The following is a 17,155-nucleotide window of genomic DNA, read 5'->3' as shown; positions in this document are numbered from 1 at the left end:
GTGCCTCACCCCTTTGCGTTTGCGGCAATTGCCCTTATATGCACGCCTGACTGCCAGACCAAGGCACCCAAGAAAACCCCCAAGGATCTCGATATGAGCTTCGGTGACAAGATCGCCTGGGACGATACCGTCCTGCCCTTCCAGCTTGACCGCTCCGACATGCGGGGCCGCGTCGCGCGTCTCGATGGCGTGCTTTCCGGCGTGCTGAAACAACACGACTACCCCGATCAGGTCGAGGCGCTGGTGGCCGAGATGGCCCTGCTGACCGCCCTCATCGGCCAGACGATCAAGCTGCGGTGGAAGTTGTCGCTGCAGGTGCAGACCAATGGCCCCGTGCGCATGATCGCGACGGATTACTACGGCCCCGAGGCCGAAGGTCAGCCGGCCCGCATCCGTGCCTATGCCAGTTTCGACCGCGACCGGATCACCGACGCACCGCCGTTCCAGCAGTTGGGCAGTGGCTACTTCGCCATTCTCATCAACCAGGGCGAGGGCACGCAGCCCTATCAGGGGATTGTTCCGATCGCCGGGAACAGCTTGTCGGATTGCGCCGCCGCGTATTTTGCCCAGTCGGAACAGTTGCCGACCACCTTCGCCCTGACCTACGGCAAATCGACGGAGGCGGGCGGCGAGGAGCATTGGCGCGCGGGTGGCATCATGTTGCAGCACATGCCAAAGGCCTCGCCCTTCGCCAAGGATCTGCCCTCCGAGGACGACGGCGTCTTGCGTGCACACGACCTGCTGGACGACGACACCAAGGAGAACTGGAACCGCGTCAACGCGCATCTGGCGACCGTCGAAGAGCTGGAGCTGATCGGCCCCAGCGTTCCCCCGACCGAGCTGCTGGTCCGCCTGTTTCACGAGGAACAGCCGCGCGTTTACGACAGCCAGCCGGTGCGTTTCGGCTGTACCTGCTCCGAAGAGCGCGTGCGCCAGTCCCTGTCGATCTACTCGGCCAAGGACATTTCGCGCATGACCACGGACGAGGGCACCGTGACCGCCGACTGCCAGTTCTGTGGCACGCACTACGTGCTCGACCCCAAGACGGTCGGCTTCGAGGCCGAGAAACCGGCGGAGCCCGGGGCAGAGACCAAGACGGATGGAAACTGACCGCCAGATCGACCTGTTGAGGCGGGCGCTTGATGTGCCCGCCGGGCCTTCGTCGGATTTCGACCTGAACCCGGCCTTCGCGCTCCCCGAGGGGCGCAAGCTGCGGCCCGCCGGGGTTCTCGTCGCCTTTCAGCCCGGTCCGAACGGTCTGGACCTGCTGTTGACCAAGCGCTCCAGCCACTTGAAACACCACCCCGGCCAGATCGCCTTTCCCGGTGGCAAGGTCGATCCCGGTGACGCCGATGAGGTTGCCGCTGCCCTGCGCGAGGCGCACGAAGAGGTCGGCCTCGACCCGGCAAACGTCCAGGTCCTCGGCACCCTGCCCGCCCATGAGACCGTGACCGGCTTCACCGTAACCCCGGTGCTGGCACTGATCCGCGCGCCGTTCCAGCCCGTGCCGGAGCCGGGCGAGGTGGACGAGGTCTTCCTCACCCCCTTCTCGCATGTCACCAACCCGGTCCGTTTCAACATCGAAGGCCGCCGCTGGCGCGGGCAACGCAGGCTCTATTACGCCGTGCCTTACGGGCCTTATTACATCTGGGGCGCCACCGCGCGTATGCTGCGCGGACTGGCAGAACGGGTAAACGGATGACGGACATCCACGGCGACTGGCTGGACAACCCCGCGACGCAGGCGGTGATGAAGATGCTCGAGGACGGCGGGCATCAGGCCTATGCCGTCGGCGGCTGCGTCCGCAACGCCCTGCTCGGCGCGCCTGTCGCCGACGTGGATATCTCCACCGACGCGCGCCCGCAGCGGGTGATGGACTTGGCGCAGGCCGCGGGGCTGAAGGCGGTTCCGACAGGCATCGACCACGGCACCGTGACGGTGGTGGCCGAGGGCGAGGGCTTCGAGGTCACAACCTTTCGCGCTGATATAGAGACTGATGGCCGCCGCGCCGTGGTGCATTTCGCCGATGACATGCACGCCGACGCGGTGCGGCGCGATTTCACCATGAACGCGCTCTATGCCGACCGCCGGGGCCGGGTTCATGACCCGCTGAACGGCCTGCCCGACCTGCGCGCCCGGCACCTGCGGTTCATCGAGGACGCCGACACCCGCATCCGCGAGGACTACCTGCGCATCCTGCGCTTCTTCCGGTTTTATGCGTGGTACGGCGATCCCGAACAGGGCATGGACCCCGACGCGCTGTCCGCCATTGCTTCGAACCTCGACGGCCTTGACCAACTGTCCCGCGAACGGATCGGTCACGAGCTGGTGAAACTCCTCACCGCGCCGGATCCCTATGCCGCCACCTGTGTCATGGCCCGCACCGGTGTCCTGACCCACGTCCTGCCCGGCGTGACAGAGGCCCCGCTTGGCCCGCTTCTTATGCACGAAACCGCGCTGAGCCTGCCGCCCGACCCGCTGCGCCGCCTCGCCGTGATCGGCTTCCACGACGGCGCATCGCTCCGGCTGTCCAAGGCGCAGCAACGCCAACTCGAGCTGTATCAGAGCCTGATATCCGGCCCCCAGACGCCCCGCGAAATCGCTTATCGCCATGGCGAAACCATCGCAAAGGACACCCTCGCCCTGCGCGCTGCCAGCTTTGGCGCGCCTCTCGACACCAGCCCCCTGCCCCATCTGCGCACCGCCGCCACCGCGCAATTCCCGGTAAAGGCCCGCGATCTGCCCGACCTCCACGGCCCCGCTATCGGCGCCGCGCTGAAGCGCCTTGAAACGCAGTGGATCGCCTCCGGTTTCACCCTCGACAAATCCGCGCTCCTGTCGCGGCTCTAAATGCGTGACAACAGCACGCATACACGCTAAACCCTCCCTGAACACATTCGGAGTCACCTTGATGGAAATCGTAAGGTCCCTGCCCAGCTTTGTCTGAGTGACCCAGCGAACGCGGGCCTGCTCGACATCCGAGCCCCCGCGCCCATCATCCTGCCCGATCCACGCCAGACAAAGGCGACCCGAATGTTCCGTTTCTTTGAAAACCTCGTCGATCCCTACACGCCCTATACCGCCAGCGACACGCCGCCCACGCGGCTGGTGCCGTTTCTGCTGCAATTCACCCGGCCCTTCCGCACGGTCTTTCTGCTCGCGACCTTCACCTCGATCCTGACCGCCGCGATCGAGATCGGCCTGCTCGCCGCCATGGGCTGGGTCGTGGACATCCTCGAAGGCGATCCCGCGCAGGTCTGGGGGGCCCACGGGGCCACCTTGATCGCGCTGGGCCTCTTCCTGCTGTTCCTGCGCCCGCTTCTTAGCGCCATCGACGTGGCGTTGCTGAACCAATCCGTCATGCCGAACCTCGGAACGCTGGTGCGGTATCGCGCCCACGGCCACGTGCTGCGCCAGTCCGTCGGCTGGTTCGAGAACGACTTTGCCGGGCGCATCGCCAACCGCATCGTCCAGACGCCCCCCGCCACGGGCGAGGTCGCGTTCCAGATCTTCGACGCCATGACCTTTTCCATCGCCTATATCGTCGGCGCGCTGGTTCTGCTGGGCGATTCCGACCCGCGCCTGATGATTCCGCTTGTGGGCTGGGTGGTGCTCTATGGCCTGCTGATCCGCTGGACCGTGCGCAACGTCGCCCCCGCCTCGCAGGCCTCGTCCGAGGCGCGCTCGCAGTTCACGGGCCGCGTGGTGGACAGCTACACCAACATCCAGTCGGTGAAGATGTTCGCCCACAACGACACCGAACTCGACTACGCGAAAGAGGCGATAGAGGACGCGCGCCAGACCTTCATGCGGGAAATGCGGCTCTATACCACCATGGATCTGCTGCTGAACACGCTGAACGGCGTGCTGGTGGTTGGGGTTGTCGGCCTCGCGCTGGGGCTGTGGATGCAGGGCAGCGCCACGGCGGGCGCGGTGGCGGCGGCTTCTGCCTTGGTGCTGCGGCTCAACGCCATGACCGGCTGGATCATGTGGGCCACGACCTCCCTGTTCCGCGAACTGGGCGTCATCCGCGAAGGGATGGAGACCATCGCCCAGCCCATTGCCCTGACCGACGCGCCCGGCGCACAGCCCCTGCGCCTGACCGAGGGCCGCGTCGAGCTGCGCAATCTCTCGCACCACTACGGCCAGAAACAGGGCGGGCTGGACCGCATCACGCTGGACATTCCGGCGGGGCAGAAGGTCGGCCTGATCGGGCGGTCCGGCGCGGGGAAGTCCACGCTGGTGAAGCTGCTCCTGCGGTTCTACGATCCGGAATCCGGCCAGATCCTCATCGACGGTCAGGACATCACGCAGGTCACGCAGGACAGCCTGCGGCACGCGATCGGCATGGTTCAGCAGGATTCGAGCCTGTTGCACCGCTCCGTCCGCGACAACATCCTCTATGGTCGCCCCGACGCGACCGAGGCGCAGATGATCGAGGCCGCGAAACAGGCGCAGGCGCATGACTTCATCCTCGGCCTCACCGACCCCGAGGGGCGCACCGGCTATGATGCCCATGTCGGCGAACGCGGCGTGAAGCTGTCGGGCGGCCAGCGCCAGCGCGTGACGCTCGCCCGCGTGATCCTCAAGGACGCGCCGATCCTGCTTCTGGACGAGGCCACCAGCGCGCTCGATTCTGAGGTCGAGGCCGCCATTCAGGACACCCTCTACGGCATGATGCAGGGCAAGACGGTGATCGCCATCGCGCACCGCCTGTCCACCATCGCCCGGATGGATCGCATCCTCGTGATGGATCGCGGCCAGATCGTCGAAGACGGCACCCATGACGCGCTTTTGTCCGCAGGCGGGCTATATGCCTCGTTCTGGGCGCGCCAGTCGGGCGGGTTCCTCGATATCGACGAGGGCGACGAAGAGGCCCAGAAAGAGACGGACCAATGATCGCGCAGACCATCCGCAGGGCAGGGGCCCTGATCGACACCCGCGCCTCGGCCGAAGGCCCGCCGCCGCGCACCCTCGCGCGCTTCATCCGCTGGGCGCTGCGCGGCGCCTGGCCGGTCATCGCGCTGGGCGCGGTGATTTCCCTGTCGGCGGGCCTGACAGAGGTCGCCTCGATGTACCTCCTCGGGCTGATCGTCGACGTGGTGGGCGAAACAGGCTCTATCATGGCGCATTGGCCGCTGTTCCTGTCGGCCATCGTGCTGATGATGGTCATCCGACCGGCGCTCTTCGGCGGCCTTGCCCTGACGCAGACTGTCATGATCGGGCCGAATGTCTTCAACCTCGTGATGACGCGGCTCTATCGCTGGACCATCGACCAGTCGGTGACCTTCTTCGACAACGACTTCGCCGGGCGCCTGGCGCAGAAGAAGGTACAGGCGGCGAACTCCCTCACCGAAACCGTGATCGAAAGCGTCAATGCCCTGACGCTCGGCCTCGCCACCGTCATCGGCACCGCCGCTCTGCTGGGCGCGGTCAACGCCTGGCTGATGCTGATCCTCGCCGCGTGGTTCGTGCTGTACCTGTGGTTCCTGAAACGCCACCTGCCGACGATCCGCGCCCGCTCTGCCGCGCGCGCCGGGGCGCGGGCCATGGTCTCCGGCCAAGTGGTGGACACCCTGTCGAACATCAAGACGGTGAAGCTGTTTGCCGGGCGCCAGCGCGAGGACGCCATGACGCTCGGCGCGCTCGACGACCTGCGCGGCAAGGCGCTGACCTTCGGCGAGGCCACCACCACCTTCCGCCTTGGCCTGATCTGCATCGCGGGGCTGCTGCCCGTCGGCCTGATCGGCGCGGCGGTCGCCCTGCGCGGCACCGTCACGGCGGGCGACATCGCGGCCATCGGCGGGGCGTCGCTGCGACTGGCACAGATGACGGGGTGGATCAGCTTCTCCATCATGGTGATCTCGGGCCACCTGGGCGAGGTCGAGGACGGCATGAACACGCTCTCCGTCGCCCACGACCTGACCGACAGCCCCGACGCCGGGACGCTCACCGTGCCGCAAGGCCAGATCCATTTCGACCACGTCACCTTTACCTATGGCGGCGAGGCCGGCGGCCTGCACGGCGTCGACCTGACCATTCAACCCGGCGAAAAACTGGCCATCGTCGGTGCCTCGGGCGCCGGGAAATCCACCCTCGTCGCCCTCCTGATGCGTCTCTATGACACCGAGAAAGGCGCGGTCCTGATCGACGGCCAGAACGTCGCGACCGTGACGCAGGACAGCCTCCGCCAACAGATCGGCATGGTCACGCAGGAGACGTCGATGTTCAACCGCTCGGCGCTGGACAACATCCGCTACGGTCGCCCCGACGCCACCGAACAGGAGGTGATCGCCGCCGCCAAACGCGCCGAAGCGCATGAGTTCATCCTGACACTCAGGGACCACAAGGGCCGCGAGGGCTACGCCGCGCACCTGGGCGAGCGCGGCGTGAAACTGTCGGGCGGCCAGCGCCAGCGCATCGCCCTTGCCCGCGCCATCCTCAAGGACGCGCCGATCCTGGTGCTGGACGAAGCCACCTCCGCCCTCGATTCCGAGGTCGAAGCCTCCATCCAGACCGCCCTCGACGCCGTGATGCAGGGCAAGACCGTGCTGGCCATCGCGCACCGCCTGTCCACTATCTCGCAGATGGACCGCATCATCGTGCTGGACGAAGGCCGCATCGCCGAGCAAGGCACGCATGACCAGCTTTTGCGTGCCAATGGCCTCTATGCGCGCTATTGGGACCGCCAGTCCGGGGGCTTCCTCGGTGACAGCCGGGACGCCGCCGAATGATCCGTACCTTCCTTCCCGAAGTCGACGCCTTCCAGCCCGCCGAAGGTCCTCCACCACAGGGGCTGTTCCGCTTCATGCGCTGGGCGCTGCGCGGCGCGGAAAAGCCGATCCTTCTGGCCACGGGCGTGACCTTCCTCACGGGTATGTCGGAACTGGTCGCCGCGCGCTTCACCGGCTGGGTGATCGACAGCGCCGCCGCCACCGGCCCCGGTGCCTTCTGGGAGCCGTTCTGGCCCATCGTCGTCTTTGGCCTGGTGTTCTTCCTGCTGGTGCGCCCCCTGCTGTTCGTGGCGGATGCCTCTGTTTCTGCCGTGATGCTGCATCCGGGGCTCTACCCGCTCGTGCTGTCGCGGGTCAGCCGCTACACGCTGGGACATTCAATGTCCTTCTTCGACAACGACTTTGCCGGGCGGATAAGCCAGAAAGCCATCCAGGTCGCGCGCTCGATCACCGATCTCGTGCACGACATGACCGACGTCATCGTCTATTCGCTGGCGATGTTCATCGGCTCCTTCGTGCTGCTGGCCGGGATCGACTGGCGGCTGCTGCTGACCTTTGCCGTCTGGGGCGTGTTCTATTACGCCACGCTGCGGTTCTTCATCCCGCGGGTCCAGACGCGGTCGGCCAGGCGGGCAGGGGCACGCACCATGGTCACCGGGCAACTGGTGGACACGCTGTCCAACATGTCGACGGTCAAGCTGTTCGCCCGCGACGACGCCGAGGACCGCGCGCTGAAATCCGCGCTGCAAGGCTACCGCGCCACCAGCCAGGATTTCGGCGAACTCTCCGCCGTGTTTCGCATGGCGCTGATGACGCTGGGCGGCGTGCTGCCCATGGTGTCGATCCTTGGCGCGCTCTACCTGTGGTCCACGGGCGTGGCGAGCGCGGGCGATATCGCCATGACCGCCATGATTACCACCCGCCTGTCGATGCTGACCAACCGGCTGGGCCGCTCGATGATCACCATCTTCACCCAGGTGGGCGAGATCGAGGACGGCATTGGCACCCTGACCCCACCGCACGCCATCACCGACCGCCCCGGAGCGGCGGCCCATGCACCGCGCGGGCCGGTGCGCTTCGATCGCGTGGGTTTTGCCTACGGGGGCGAGAAAAGCGCGTTGCGCGACTTCGACCTGACAATTGCCGAGGGCGAGAAGGTCGCCCTAGTCGGAGCCTCCGGTGCCGGGAAGTCCACCGCCGTGTCGCTACTGCTGCGCTTGCACGAGGTGGAACAGGGGCGCATCACGCTGGGCGGCACCGACATCCGCGATCTGCAACAGGCAGCCCTGCGCGAGGCGATTGCCGTGGTGCGTCAGGACACCTCGATGTTCAACCGCTCCGCCATGGACAACATCCGCTATGGCCGCCCCGATGCCACCGAGGCCGAGGTCCACGCCGCCGCCCGCCGCGCCTCGGCGCATGACTTCATAATGGGGTTGAAGGACGCCAAGGGCCGCGAGGGCTATGACGCCCGCCTGGGCGAGCGTGGCGTGAAACTGTCCGGCGGCCAGCGCCAGCGCATCGCCCTGGCCCGCGCCATCCTCAAGAACGCCCCGGTTCTGGTGCTGGACGAGGCGACCAGCGCGCTGGATTCCGAAGTCGAGGCAGAGATCCAGCAGGCGCTGGGCGAAGTCATGCAGGGCAAGACCGTGCTGGCCATCGCCCACCGCCTGTCCACCATCGCCGCCATGGACCGCATCGTCGTGCTGGACCATGGCCGCATCGTGGAACAAGGCACGCATGACGAGCTTCTGGTGCAACAGGGTCTTTATGCGCGCTACTGGACGCGGCAGTCGGGCGGGTTCCTGGGTTCCGAGGCGGCCGAGTAGCCCCCGGCCTCTGGTCTGCGCCCTCGGGCTGGGCTAGTGAGTATTTCTGCCAAGAAGAAACAGGGGTCAGGGTCCATGTCCGAACAGATTCGCGTGACGGTCGAACGGCTGGGGCACCTTGGTGACGGCATCGCGGCCCATGACGGGACGCCCATCTACGTCCCCGGCGCGCTGCCGGGCGAGGTGGTCGAAGGCGCCGTGGACAACGGCGTCATGGACGCGCCCAAGATCGTGACCCCGGTGGCCGAGCGCATTTCTCCGCCCTGTCGCCATGCCAAGGCCTGTGGTGGCTGCCAGTTGCAGCACGCCGACTACGCATTCGTCACCCGCTGGAAGCAAGAGGTCGTGACCCGCGCGCTGACCGCTCAGGGGTTGGAGGCCGAGATGCGGCCCTGCATCGTCTCGCCGCCACAGTCGCGCCGCCGCGCCGGGTTCTCTGCCCGCCGCACGAAGAAGGGCGCGCTGGCGGGCTTCCACGCCAAGGGTTCGGACGTGGTGATCGCCGTCCCCGACTGCCAACTTGTGCGCCCCGTCATCGCCAATGCCCTGCCACTGGCCGAGGCGCTGGCCGTTGCCGGTGCCTCCCGCAAGGGCGAGCTGTCTGTGATGGTGACGGACAGCGACGCGGGCCTCGACATCAGCGTGCGCGGCGGCAAGCCCATCGACGATCTGTTCCGCGTCGAACTGGCGAATATCGCGCAACAGCACGACCTCGCGCGGCTCACATGGGACGACGAGGCGCTGACCTTCCGCCCCGCCTACCAGACATTCGGCGCGGCGCAGGTCGTGCCTCCGCCGGGAGCCTTCCTGCAAGCCACCGCCGAGGGTGAGGCCGCCCTGCTGGCCGGTGTCCGCGAGGCGCTGAATGGCGCGACCCATATCCTCGACCTGTTCGCAGGCTGTGGCACCTTTGCCCTGCCGCTGGCCGATCAGGCGCGCGTCCACGCCGCCGAGGGCGAGCGGGCCATGGTGCAGGCGCTCGACAAGGGGTGGCGGCAGGCGCAGGGTCTGAAGCACGTTACCCACGAGGCGCGCGACCTCTTCCGCAACCCGCTGCTGCCTGACGAACTGGCCCGCTTTGACGGCGTGGTCATCGACCCGCCCCGCGCCGGGGCCGAGGCGCAAGTCGCGCAAATGGCCAAGGCACGCATCCCGCGAATCGCCTTCGTCTCCTGCAATCCCGTGACCTTTGCCCGGGACGCTGCGACCCTGACCCAGGCAGGCTACAAACTCGACTGGGTGCAGACCGTCGACCAGTTCCGCTGGTCCACTCATGTCGAGCTTGTCGCCCAACTCACGTTGGCGTGAAACCGCCCATGCCCCCCGCTTACGGAGGGTTCAGAAAACGTGTATAACACTTCGCAAAACACACGAGGGGCAGTGTGATGCGTTTTCTGAAGCTTGGACTTTTGCTGGTCATGGCGCTGGTCATTTCGGCCTGTAGCCAGCCGAAATACTACAATTATCGCGGGCCGGAGGTGACGCAGGTCGTCGTCAACAAGTCCGAGCGGCGCATGTACCTGCTGCACAACGAGGACGTGCTGAAATCCTACGACATAGGCCTCGGCTTTGCGCCGCAGGGCCACAAGCAGGTCGAAGGCGACGGCAAGACGCCCGAGGGCGTCTACTACATCGACCGCCGCAATCCGAACTCCAGCTTCCACCTGTCGATCGGCATCAGCTACCCGAACAATCAGGATCGCGCGATTGCGTCGTCGATGGGCAAAAGCCCGGGCGGCGACATCTTCATCCACGGGCAGGGCAACGGCTACCGCAAGGGCGCGCCAAAGGACTGGACCGCAGGCTGCATCGCGGTCACCGACAAGCAGATCCGCGATGTCTATTCCATGGTGCGCGACGGGACGCCGATCGTCATCAATCCCTGAGGGCCCAGGCCCATCCATCGCAACCACCACCGCCCGGCCCTGCGCCGGGCGTTTTGTTTTGCACGTTCCGGGCGTCTTGTAGGTTTCGAAAACTAGACTTGCGCGAATCTCCCTGAATGGGAACGTTGCCATTCATATTCCCGCCTCAGGCTGTCTCGCCCACCGGCACCCCATATTTTGAGCACCGGATCTCATGGTCAAGCGCGTCCATATCGCCTGTCTTGTTCTGTTCGGAGCCGTCACCGTGGCCGGTCTTGCCAGCACCTCCGCGGCGCTCTCGGGGCGTGACAAGCCGACGGCCATTGCGACCCTTGGTGCGACACTCCTGTCGTCCGGTCCGATCCAGCAAGGCCACGCGAGCCTCGCCTGCCAAGCCTGCCACGACCCGGCCCCCGGTACGCTGCGCCAGCAGATGCAGGTCCTCGCGCGCGGCACGCCCGTCGACGTGGGGTTTTCGCCCGTGAACAGTGCCATCTGCGCCGACTGCCACGACCGGCCCGCGGACCGTCACCCGATCCATCGCTTCAATGAACCGCGCTTTCGCAAGGCTCTGGACACGGTGCAGGCCAACACCTGTCTCGGATGCCATTCGGAGCACGAAAACCGCCGCCTGCACCGCGCAGATACCGGCTTCCGTGCCGCCTGTCACGCCGACCTGACCCTGAAACGTGACCCGCTGGACGTGCCGCACGTCACGCTGGTGAAACAGGACAACTGGCAAAGCTGCCTCACCTGCCACGATTTCCACGGCAACCACGCCCACTCACCGCAGACCCGGATGCAGGCTGCCTTCCCGCTCGAGGCGGTGAACGCCTATTTCGCCGACGGTCCCTCGCCCTATGGCCTGAAACCCCTCACCGCGAAGGACGCGCGATGAAACGCTTCATTCTCGCCAGCCTGTCCCTGATCTGCCTCGCCATCTACCTCTACGTTACTGCGCCACCGCCTCTGGAGGCCGCGGCGCCGCAGCAGGACCGCACCATTCCCGCCGCGCAGATGTTTGAGGCGGTGAATGCGATCAACGCCGCTGCGCGACAGATCTACACCGCGCGCATCGTCGGGCAGGGCAAGACTGCCGGCCTTGCCTTCAACGAGGACTGGAAAGAGCAGGGCGTCGAGGCCGGGCCGCTTCCGGCGCTGTTCCTGCGCGAGGTCTCCGCCAATCTCGAAAGGATGCCTGTGCCGCTCGGGCTCTACCTTGGCTCGGACAAGCCGATCAATCCATCGAACAAGTTCGCGGACGACTCCTCGACCGCCTACACGCAAGTCCTCGCCACCCGTGCCCCGGTGATCGAAACTCTGGTGGACTATGGCAAGGTGGCGATGTTCCCCGACTTTGCCTCGGCTCAGCCCTGCGTGACCTGCCACAACGAACACGTCGATTCGCCCAAGACCGACTGGAAGATGGACGACGTCATGGGCGCGACGACATGGACATGGCCGGATGACATGGTGTCCGACACTGAAATGGACGCGGCCATCCGTGCAACCTACGGCGCGGTTGCGCTGGCCTGGGATGGTTACCTGAAAAAGGCCACGCTGTTCGGCACGCCGCCCGAAATCGGCGCGGTCTGGCCGGGGGAGGGGCGGCACGCGCTTCCCGACACCGAAACCTTCATGCGCGCTGTGCTCGACGTTACGGCCGCTCCGGTCATGGCGCAGAAATTGGCCGCAACAGGGGCGTTGCCATCCGGGGCGCAGGAGGGAGCCGAGTGATGGACCTCAAGCGTATCCTTCCCCTGAACGCCCTGGTCTTGGGTGCGGGGCTGCTGGCGGTCGCGGCTGGTCTCTCAGGCATCCACCCCTTGCTGACCATTGGTCCCGCGTTGCGAATCGTTACCGGGCTGGCATTGCTCGGACTGCTGCTGTGGATGGTGCAGATCGTGGTGAACCGACTGCTTCGCCGGGGCGACTCGCACCGCGACCTCAGCCGCCACCGTCAAACGGCCGTGGCGGCGACACTGCTGTTCGTGGTGCATGCCACGGCCAGCGGTTATCTCTGGACGCGTGGCCTGTGGGTGCTGTTCGTGGTTGCCGCCCTCAGCAGCTTCCTCGCCCGCTCGCAGGTGCGATTCCACACGCGACGGGCGTTCCTGCTCCAATACGGGCTGCACAGCCTCGCCGGAACCGCGGCGCTTTCCGCGGGTCTCTGGCATGGCATCGTCGCCATCGCGTTCCGCTAGGGCTTTCGCCCAAAAATCAGGCAGATCAGCTTTGCGTGCCGGGAATGGCCGCCATGCCCGGAGCGCCCAGAACCATGCACCACCAGATCTTGCCGTTCTGTTCCTGGTGCCAGGCAAAGCCCATCTGCGATGCCGACGAATCGAGGATCACACGGCGCGTCGGTTCCTCTTCCATCCAGGCGGACAGGGTCTCCAGCTCGGTCTCGTAGGTTTCCGAGATCGTCTCGCCCACCAGTCGACCGTTGTAGCCCACACGCTGAACGCGATCGACCGGCGACGATCCGTCCGAGCCAAAGTGCCAGGGACGGTTCTGCACCGACATATCCCGCGCGTGAGTCGCAGCAGCAGCCTGCAACTTCGCGTCGAGCGACAGCGCCTGTGCCCCCGAGGCTGCGCGCAACGCATTCACCGCGTCCAGCATCCGGTACTCGATCTGGCCGCGCTGGGCCGCACCAATGCGATACAGGCGCGGCAACGGCTTGCCGTCCGGACCGATTCCACCACCCGACGGCGCGGGCGAGGTGGTGCAGGCTGCCACGGCTGCAACGGAGGACAGGGCAAGAAAGGCACGACGGTTCATATGGAAAGCTTTCGGATGGCTGTTTCCCCTGCATTAGCGAAAGGAGCGTTGCCAATCAAACCCACATCGGCGTGAGACTGCCCAAACACGACCCTTTGAATTGCGACTGTCGCATCTGAGCCATATTATGCCGACCGGCAGGATATTTTTCGTCTGAGAGGATAGACCATGGCTGATTGGTCGCAGAACAAGCTGGGTCGCCGTGCGTTCCTGGCCTCCACCGCCGCCGCATTGGCGACACCCGCATTCGCACAGAACGTCAACGACGGCTCCACCACCGAACTGGAACGCGAGATCGACACTTCGGTGCGCCGCAACATCTCCAGCTTCCGCACGCTGGACTGGCAGCCGTATTTCTCGAACCTGACGAAGGGCGCCGTGCTGGTCGACATCTCGTCGCGCGCGCTGCACTACTGGGAAGAGAACGGCACCTACCACCTGTACCCGTGTTCCGTTCCGCTGACCGAGGACCTGACGCGCCGTGGCCGCACCCAGATCGTGCTGAAGGACCCCGAGCCCGATTGGCGGCCCACGCCCTCGATGAAGATCCGCAACCCCGAGTGGCCCGATTACGTCGGCCCCGGCCCGGACAACCCCCTTGGCACCCGCGCCATGCACCTCAGCTGGACCTACTACCGCATCCACGGCACGCACGACACGCGCAAGATCGGTCGTCGCTCGTCGAACGGCTGCATCGGCATGTACAACGAGCATGTCGAACAGCTGTACGAGATGGCCCTTGTGGGCACTCAGGTGTTGCTAATTTGACGACAAGACGGCGGCGGGCGGATTTCGGAGGTTAACTAGCAATTGCAAACGCTTCGAAATGCTGCTTAGAACGAGTCACGAGGTAAGTCTTGGGTGCCTGCTGTCCGCACATCTGTGTTTAAGGCAGGCGAATATCTGGAGGATATAATGAAGAAACTCGCACTCGCCGCCGCTTTCGGTGTTGCCGCTACTTCCGCAATGGCCGGTTCCTATGCAAAGGACGACGTGGTCATGGAAGTCGAGCCGGTTGTTGTTGTTGAAGAGACCCAGGCGTCTTCTTCTTCCGCAGCTCTGCTCATCCCGCTGCTGCTGATCGCGATCGTTGCAGCCGCAGCCAACAACTAATTGGCTCGGCACCTGCCCGAGGGCAGGTTGCAATCAGACATAGGAAAAGGCGGTGCGACGGCGCCGCCTTTTTCTTTTGTTACAATGGTTAAGAAAGGCCCGCCCCGCAGGGCAGGCCATCGTCCCGCAGGCCGGATCAGCCGATCCAGCCGCCCAGATTTTCAGCGATCACCGTGGACAGCGCCTCGATATGCGCGTCGTCATCGTTGAGGCAGGGGATATAGGTAAAGCTCTCGCCGCCGGCGTGCTCGAAGCTCTCCTTGATCTCCTCGTTGATCTCTTCCAGCGTCTCGATGCAGTCCGCCGAAAACGCCGGAGCAACCACTGCGATCCGCTTTATCCCGTCCTCTGCCGCCAGCCGGGCGACCTCTTCGACAGTGTAGGGACGCAGCCATTCCTCGGGGCCGAACTGGCTCTGGAAGGTGGTCTTGATCCTCGAATCGTCCCAGCCCAGACGTTCTTTCAGCAGGCGAGTCGTCTTCTGGCACTGGCAATGATAGGGGTCGCCCTCCATCAGGTAGCGCTGCGGGAGACCGTGGTAGGAACAGATCAGCAATTCCGGCTCTTGCTGCGCTGCGGCATAAGCGCGCTCCACCGAGGCGGCCAGCGCCTCAATGTACTTGGGATGCTCGAAATAGGGATCGACCACGCGGGCCGTCGGCTGCCACTTCTGCTCCATCAGGGCGCGGAAAAACTGGTCGTTCGCCGTGGCCGAGGTCGCGCCCGCGTACTGCGGATAGAGCGGAAAGAACAGGATCTTGCGACAGCCCTTGGCGATCAGTTCCTCGACCTTCGACTTGGTCGAAGGATTGCCGTAGCGCATGCAGAAATCCACCTCGACCGCGTCGCCGTACATGTCCGCCATCTTCGCCGCGATTTTCAGCGTCTTGGCCTTGGTGATCGTCATCAGCGGCGATTCATCCGCTTCGTGGTTCCAGATCGACCGATAGGCCGCACCCGAGGTAAAGGGCCGTTTTGCCAGGATCACCGTCTGCAACAGCGGTTGCCACTTCCATTTCGGGTAGTCGATGACCCGCTGGTCCGACAGGAATTCCGACAGGTAGCGCCGCATCGACCAGTAATCATGCCCGTCCGGGGTGCCGAGGTTGGCGAGCAGGATGCCCACCTTGCCCATGCGGACCTTGGGGTGGTCTGCAGCGGCGTGGGCAGGGCGTGTGCCCCCGGTCTGGTCGTCAAGCATCGGTTACGTCCCCTTTTCGGAATATGTCGGCGCCATAGGTAACGCCGACCTCTATACGGTCAATCCTTCAGACTGGTTTCATCTGTCCCCAGCACCTGCGCCAGACGATGCGTCGCAGACCCGGGCCGCAGCGGTTGCGGCTGGCTGGCGTCCGGCGCCCAGCCCGTCAGCGTAATCATCTCAAAGGTCGCCGCGACCCGCCCGTCTTCCGTGGCAAAGCTCTCGGCATAGATCTGCGCTGCCCGCAGCAGCACGGCGCGGCGCGTGGCATGACGCAGACGCCCCGCCAGCGCGTTGCCCTCGCCCATGGCGCGCAACTCCTTCATCAGGTGCAGCGGCGTGGCGTAGGTCGCGCGCAGCGGCGCGGCATCGGCCACCGGCAAGGCCAGCCCCGCCCGCTGCATCAACGCGCCAAGGTCGCGAATATCCCCCATCGGCAGCACACGCGGGCTCAGACCGCCTGTCACCTCGGTTTCGGCCTGTCCCAGCGCCGCGCGCAGCTCGTGCAGCGTCTGCCCGCCCAGCGTCAGCACAAGCGCCATGCCGTCGGGCTTCAGCGCGTGCCGCAGCTGGATCAGCTGCCCCACCGGATCGTCCGCCCAATGCAGACACAGCGCGTGGATCACCAGATCATGCGCGCCGGGCTCCAGCGCCAGCACCTCGGTGTCCTCGACGATGCACGCATCGGGGGTGCTCTCGCGCCACAACTCGGGGAAAGGCGTCACCACCGCCGGGGCCGTAAACTTTCTGTTAACCATTCCCAACCGATCCTCGGCCTCGTCCCGGGCAAGGTCATGCAGAAACAGGGCCGAGCGGTCGGCCCGGGCGCGGTTGCGGCGCAGCGCGTCGCGGTCGGTAAGGCGAGGAGGCATATCCATATGCGTGCAGATAATTTCTGGACGACCCAGATGCAAACCCTCGTTCAACTGGTCTTTCCCCCACGCTGCCTGTCTTGCGGTGGGCTGGTCGAGACGGACTTCGGCCTCTGCGGCGACTGCTGGCACCAGACGCGGTTCGTCACCGGGCTGGCCTGCGACCTTTGCGGGGTGCCGCTGGCGGGCGATTCCTCGGGTGTGGAACACTGCGACGAATGCCTGACCATCGCGCGGCCCTGGACCCACGGGCGCGCGGCGCTGGTGTACAAGGACGTCGGGCGGCGGCTGGTTCTCGCGCTGAAACACGGCGACCGGCAGGACATCGCCAAGCCCGCCGCGCAATGGATGGCCCGCGTCACCCGACCCATCGCCCAGCCCGACATGCTGGTCGTCCCGGTGCCGCTGCACCTGCACCGCCACCTCGCCCGGCGCTACAACCAGTCCGCCCTGCTGGCCCGCGCCCTCGCGTCGCAGCTCGGCCTCGACTGGTGCCCCGACGCCCTGGAACGCCGACAGGCAACACCCTCCCTCGACGGCAAGACCCGCGCCCAACGCTTCGAAACCCTCGCGGGCCGCATCACCGTGCCGGACCTGCGCACCAGCCTGATCGCCGGTCGCCCCGTTCTGATTGTCGATGACGTGATGACCACGGGCGCGACCCTCGCCGCCTCCTCTGACGCCTGTCTTGCCGCAGGAGCAACAGAGGTTTGCATATCGGTTCTGGCACGCGTCGCGCAGGAGGACTAAGTTCCCT

Annotated in this window: 17 protein-coding genes; 14 read left to right on the top strand and 3 right to left on the bottom strand. The window is 65.7% G+C overall.

The window, feature by feature from the left end:
- Window positions 1-93 precede the first annotated feature (93 nt).
- The 11 genes from ACP16H_RS06600 (at window position 94) to ACP16H_RS06550 (ending at window position 12,632) form a co-directional block, all read left to right on the top strand.
- Window positions 94-1,110, top strand: coding sequence for an Hsp33 family molecular chaperone HslO (locus ACP16H_RS06600; RefSeq protein ID WP_425071480.1), 1,017 nt, complete (start codon window positions 94-96; stop codon window positions 1,108-1,110).
- The gene (locus ACP16H_RS06595; protein ID WP_425071479.1) at window positions 1,100-1,702 is read left to right on the top strand and encodes a CoA pyrophosphatase; all 603 of its coding nucleotides are present in this window, start codon (window positions 1,100-1,102) and stop codon (window positions 1,700-1,702) included. The genes ACP16H_RS06600 and ACP16H_RS06595 overlap by 11 nt, the downstream gene beginning before the upstream one ends.
- Window positions 1,699-2,850: a CCA tRNA nucleotidyltransferase gene (locus ACP16H_RS06590; RefSeq protein WP_425071478.1), complete on the top strand. Its 1,152-nt coding sequence runs from the start codon at window positions 1,699-1,701 to the stop codon at window positions 2,848-2,850. Before ACP16H_RS06595 ends, ACP16H_RS06590 begins: the two co-directional genes overlap by 4 nt.
- 183 nt (window positions 2,851-3,033) lie before the next feature.
- Window positions 3,034-4,899, top strand: coding sequence for an ABC transporter ATP-binding protein (locus tag ACP16H_RS06585; RefSeq protein WP_425071477.1), 1,866 nt, complete (start codon window positions 3,034-3,036; stop codon window positions 4,897-4,899).
- The gene (locus ACP16H_RS06580) at window positions 4,896-6,734 is read left to right on the top strand and encodes an ABC transporter ATP-binding protein (RefSeq protein WP_425071476.1); all 1,839 of its coding nucleotides are present in this window, start codon (window positions 4,896-4,898) and stop codon (window positions 6,732-6,734) included. The genes ACP16H_RS06585 and ACP16H_RS06580 overlap by 4 nt, the downstream gene beginning before the upstream one ends.
- Window positions 6,731-8,563, top strand: coding sequence for an ABC transporter ATP-binding protein (locus ACP16H_RS06575; RefSeq protein ID WP_425071475.1), 1,833 nt, complete (start codon window positions 6,731-6,733; stop codon window positions 8,561-8,563). Before ACP16H_RS06580 ends, ACP16H_RS06575 begins: the two co-directional genes overlap by 4 nt.
- A 75-nt stretch (window positions 8,564-8,638) precedes the next feature.
- Window positions 8,639-9,871, top strand: coding sequence for a class I SAM-dependent RNA methyltransferase (locus ACP16H_RS06570; RefSeq protein ID WP_425071474.1), 1,233 nt, complete (start codon window positions 8,639-8,641; stop codon window positions 9,869-9,871).
- Between the two features lie 77 nt (window positions 9,872-9,948).
- Window positions 9,949-10,449: a L,D-transpeptidase family protein gene (locus ACP16H_RS06565; protein ID WP_425071473.1), complete on the top strand. Its 501-nt coding sequence runs from the start codon at window positions 9,949-9,951 to the stop codon at window positions 10,447-10,449.
- Window positions 10,450-10,642: 193 nt separating this feature from the next.
- A complete protein-coding gene (locus ACP16H_RS06560; RefSeq protein ID WP_425071472.1) occupies window positions 10,643-11,326 on the top strand; it encodes a hypothetical protein in 684 nt (227 codons plus the stop codon).
- The gene (locus tag ACP16H_RS06555) at window positions 11,323-12,165 is read left to right on the top strand and encodes a c-type heme family protein (RefSeq protein WP_425071471.1); all 843 of its coding nucleotides are present in this window, start codon (window positions 11,323-11,325) and stop codon (window positions 12,163-12,165) included. Before ACP16H_RS06560 ends, ACP16H_RS06555 begins: the two co-directional genes overlap by 4 nt.
- Entirely contained in the window at window positions 12,162-12,632 is a 471-nt protein-coding gene (locus ACP16H_RS06550; RefSeq protein WP_425071470.1) for a hypothetical protein, read from the top strand. Before ACP16H_RS06555 ends, ACP16H_RS06550 begins: the two co-directional genes overlap by 4 nt.
- Before the next feature lie 25 nt (window positions 12,633-12,657).
- Here the strand turns inward: ACP16H_RS06550 and ACP16H_RS06545 are convergent, their stop codons facing one another.
- Window positions 12,658-13,212 carry a CAP domain-containing protein gene (locus tag ACP16H_RS06545; RefSeq protein ID WP_425071469.1) on the bottom strand — a complete coding sequence of 185 codons (555 nt, stop codon included), beginning with the start codon at window positions 13,210-13,212 and terminating at the stop codon, window positions 12,658-12,660.
- Window positions 13,213-13,380: 168 nt separating this feature from the next.
- Between ACP16H_RS06545 and ACP16H_RS06540 the strand changes: the two genes are divergently transcribed.
- Both ACP16H_RS06540 and ACP16H_RS06535 read left to right on the top strand, forming a co-directional pair.
- A complete protein-coding gene (locus ACP16H_RS06540) occupies window positions 13,381-13,980 on the top strand; it encodes a L,D-transpeptidase (RefSeq protein ID WP_425071468.1) in 600 nt (199 codons plus the stop codon).
- 147 nt (window positions 13,981-14,127) lie between these two features.
- A complete protein-coding gene (locus ACP16H_RS06535) occupies window positions 14,128-14,325 on the top strand; it encodes a hypothetical protein (protein ID WP_425071467.1) in 198 nt (65 codons plus the stop codon).
- A gap of 136 nt (window positions 14,326-14,461) precedes the next feature.
- Here the strand turns inward: ACP16H_RS06535 and hemH are convergent, their stop codons facing one another.
- Window positions 14,462-15,526 carry a ferrochelatase gene (gene hemH / locus ACP16H_RS06530; protein ID WP_425071466.1) on the bottom strand — a complete coding sequence of 355 codons (1,065 nt, stop codon included), beginning with the start codon at window positions 15,524-15,526 and terminating at the stop codon, window positions 14,462-14,464.
- 59 nt (window positions 15,527-15,585) lie between these two features.
- Window positions 15,586-16,404 (bottom strand): methyltransferase domain-containing protein, encoded by an 819-nt coding sequence (locus tag ACP16H_RS06525; protein ID WP_425071465.1) that lies wholly within the window; start codon window positions 16,402-16,404, stop codon window positions 15,586-15,588.
- 30 nt (window positions 16,405-16,434) lie between these two features.
- Here ACP16H_RS06525 and ACP16H_RS06520 point away from each other — a divergent pair, with 30 nt between their 5' ends.
- Window positions 16,435-17,148: a ComF family protein gene (locus ACP16H_RS06520; protein ID WP_425071464.1), complete on the top strand. Its 714-nt coding sequence runs from the start codon at window positions 16,435-16,437 to the stop codon at window positions 17,146-17,148.
- Window positions 17,149-17,155 lie beyond the last annotated feature (7 nt).

Origin of the sequence: Sagittula sp. S175, assembly GCF_049800975.1 — a bacterium.
GTDB lineage: Bacteria > Pseudomonadota > Alphaproteobacteria > Rhodobacterales > Rhodobacteraceae > Sagittula.
This window is presented reverse-complemented; position numbering and strand designations above follow the sequence as displayed.

Coding starts and splice junctions, on each gene's coding strand:
- ACP16H_RS06600 (WP_425071480.1), top strand. CDS start 94: ATGAGCTTCGGTGACAAGATCGCCTGGGACGATACCGTCCTGCCCTTC.
- ACP16H_RS06595 (WP_425071479.1), top strand. CDS start 1,100: ATGGAAACTGACCGCCAGATCGACCTGTTGAGGCGGGCGCTTGATGTG.
- ACP16H_RS06590 (WP_425071478.1), top strand. CDS start 1,699: ATGACGGACATCCACGGCGACTGGCTGGACAACCCCGCGACGCAGGCG.
- ACP16H_RS06585 (WP_425071477.1), top strand. CDS start 3,034: ATGTTCCGTTTCTTTGAAAACCTCGTCGATCCCTACACGCCCTATACC.
- ACP16H_RS06580 (WP_425071476.1), top strand. CDS start 4,896: ATGATCGCGCAGACCATCCGCAGGGCAGGGGCCCTGATCGACACCCGC.
- ACP16H_RS06575 (WP_425071475.1), top strand. CDS start 6,731: ATGATCCGTACCTTCCTTCCCGAAGTCGACGCCTTCCAGCCCGCCGAA.
- ACP16H_RS06570 (WP_425071474.1), top strand. CDS start 8,639: ATGTCCGAACAGATTCGCGTGACGGTCGAACGGCTGGGGCACCTTGGT.
- ACP16H_RS06565 (WP_425071473.1), top strand. CDS start 9,949: ATGCGTTTTCTGAAGCTTGGACTTTTGCTGGTCATGGCGCTGGTCATT.
- ACP16H_RS06560 (WP_425071472.1), top strand. CDS start 10,643: ATGGTCAAGCGCGTCCATATCGCCTGTCTTGTTCTGTTCGGAGCCGTC.
- ACP16H_RS06555 (WP_425071471.1), top strand. CDS start 11,323: ATGAAACGCTTCATTCTCGCCAGCCTGTCCCTGATCTGCCTCGCCATC.
- ACP16H_RS06545 (WP_425071469.1), bottom strand. CDS start 13,212: ATGAACCGTCGTGCCTTTCTTGCCCTGTCCTCCGTTGCAGCCGTGGCA.
- ACP16H_RS06540 (WP_425071468.1), top strand. CDS start 13,381: ATGGCTGATTGGTCGCAGAACAAGCTGGGTCGCCGTGCGTTCCTGGCC.
- ACP16H_RS06535 (WP_425071467.1), top strand. CDS start 14,128: ATGAAGAAACTCGCACTCGCCGCCGCTTTCGGTGTTGCCGCTACTTCC.
- hemH (WP_425071466.1), bottom strand. CDS start 15,526: ATGCTTGACGACCAGACCGGGGGCACACGCCCTGCCCACGCCGCTGCA.
- ACP16H_RS06525 (WP_425071465.1), bottom strand. CDS start 16,404: ATGGATATGCCTCCTCGCCTTACCGACCGCGACGCGCTGCGCCGCAAC.
- ACP16H_RS06520 (WP_425071464.1), top strand. CDS start 16,435: ATGCAAACCCTCGTTCAACTGGTCTTTCCCCCACGCTGCCTGTCTTGC.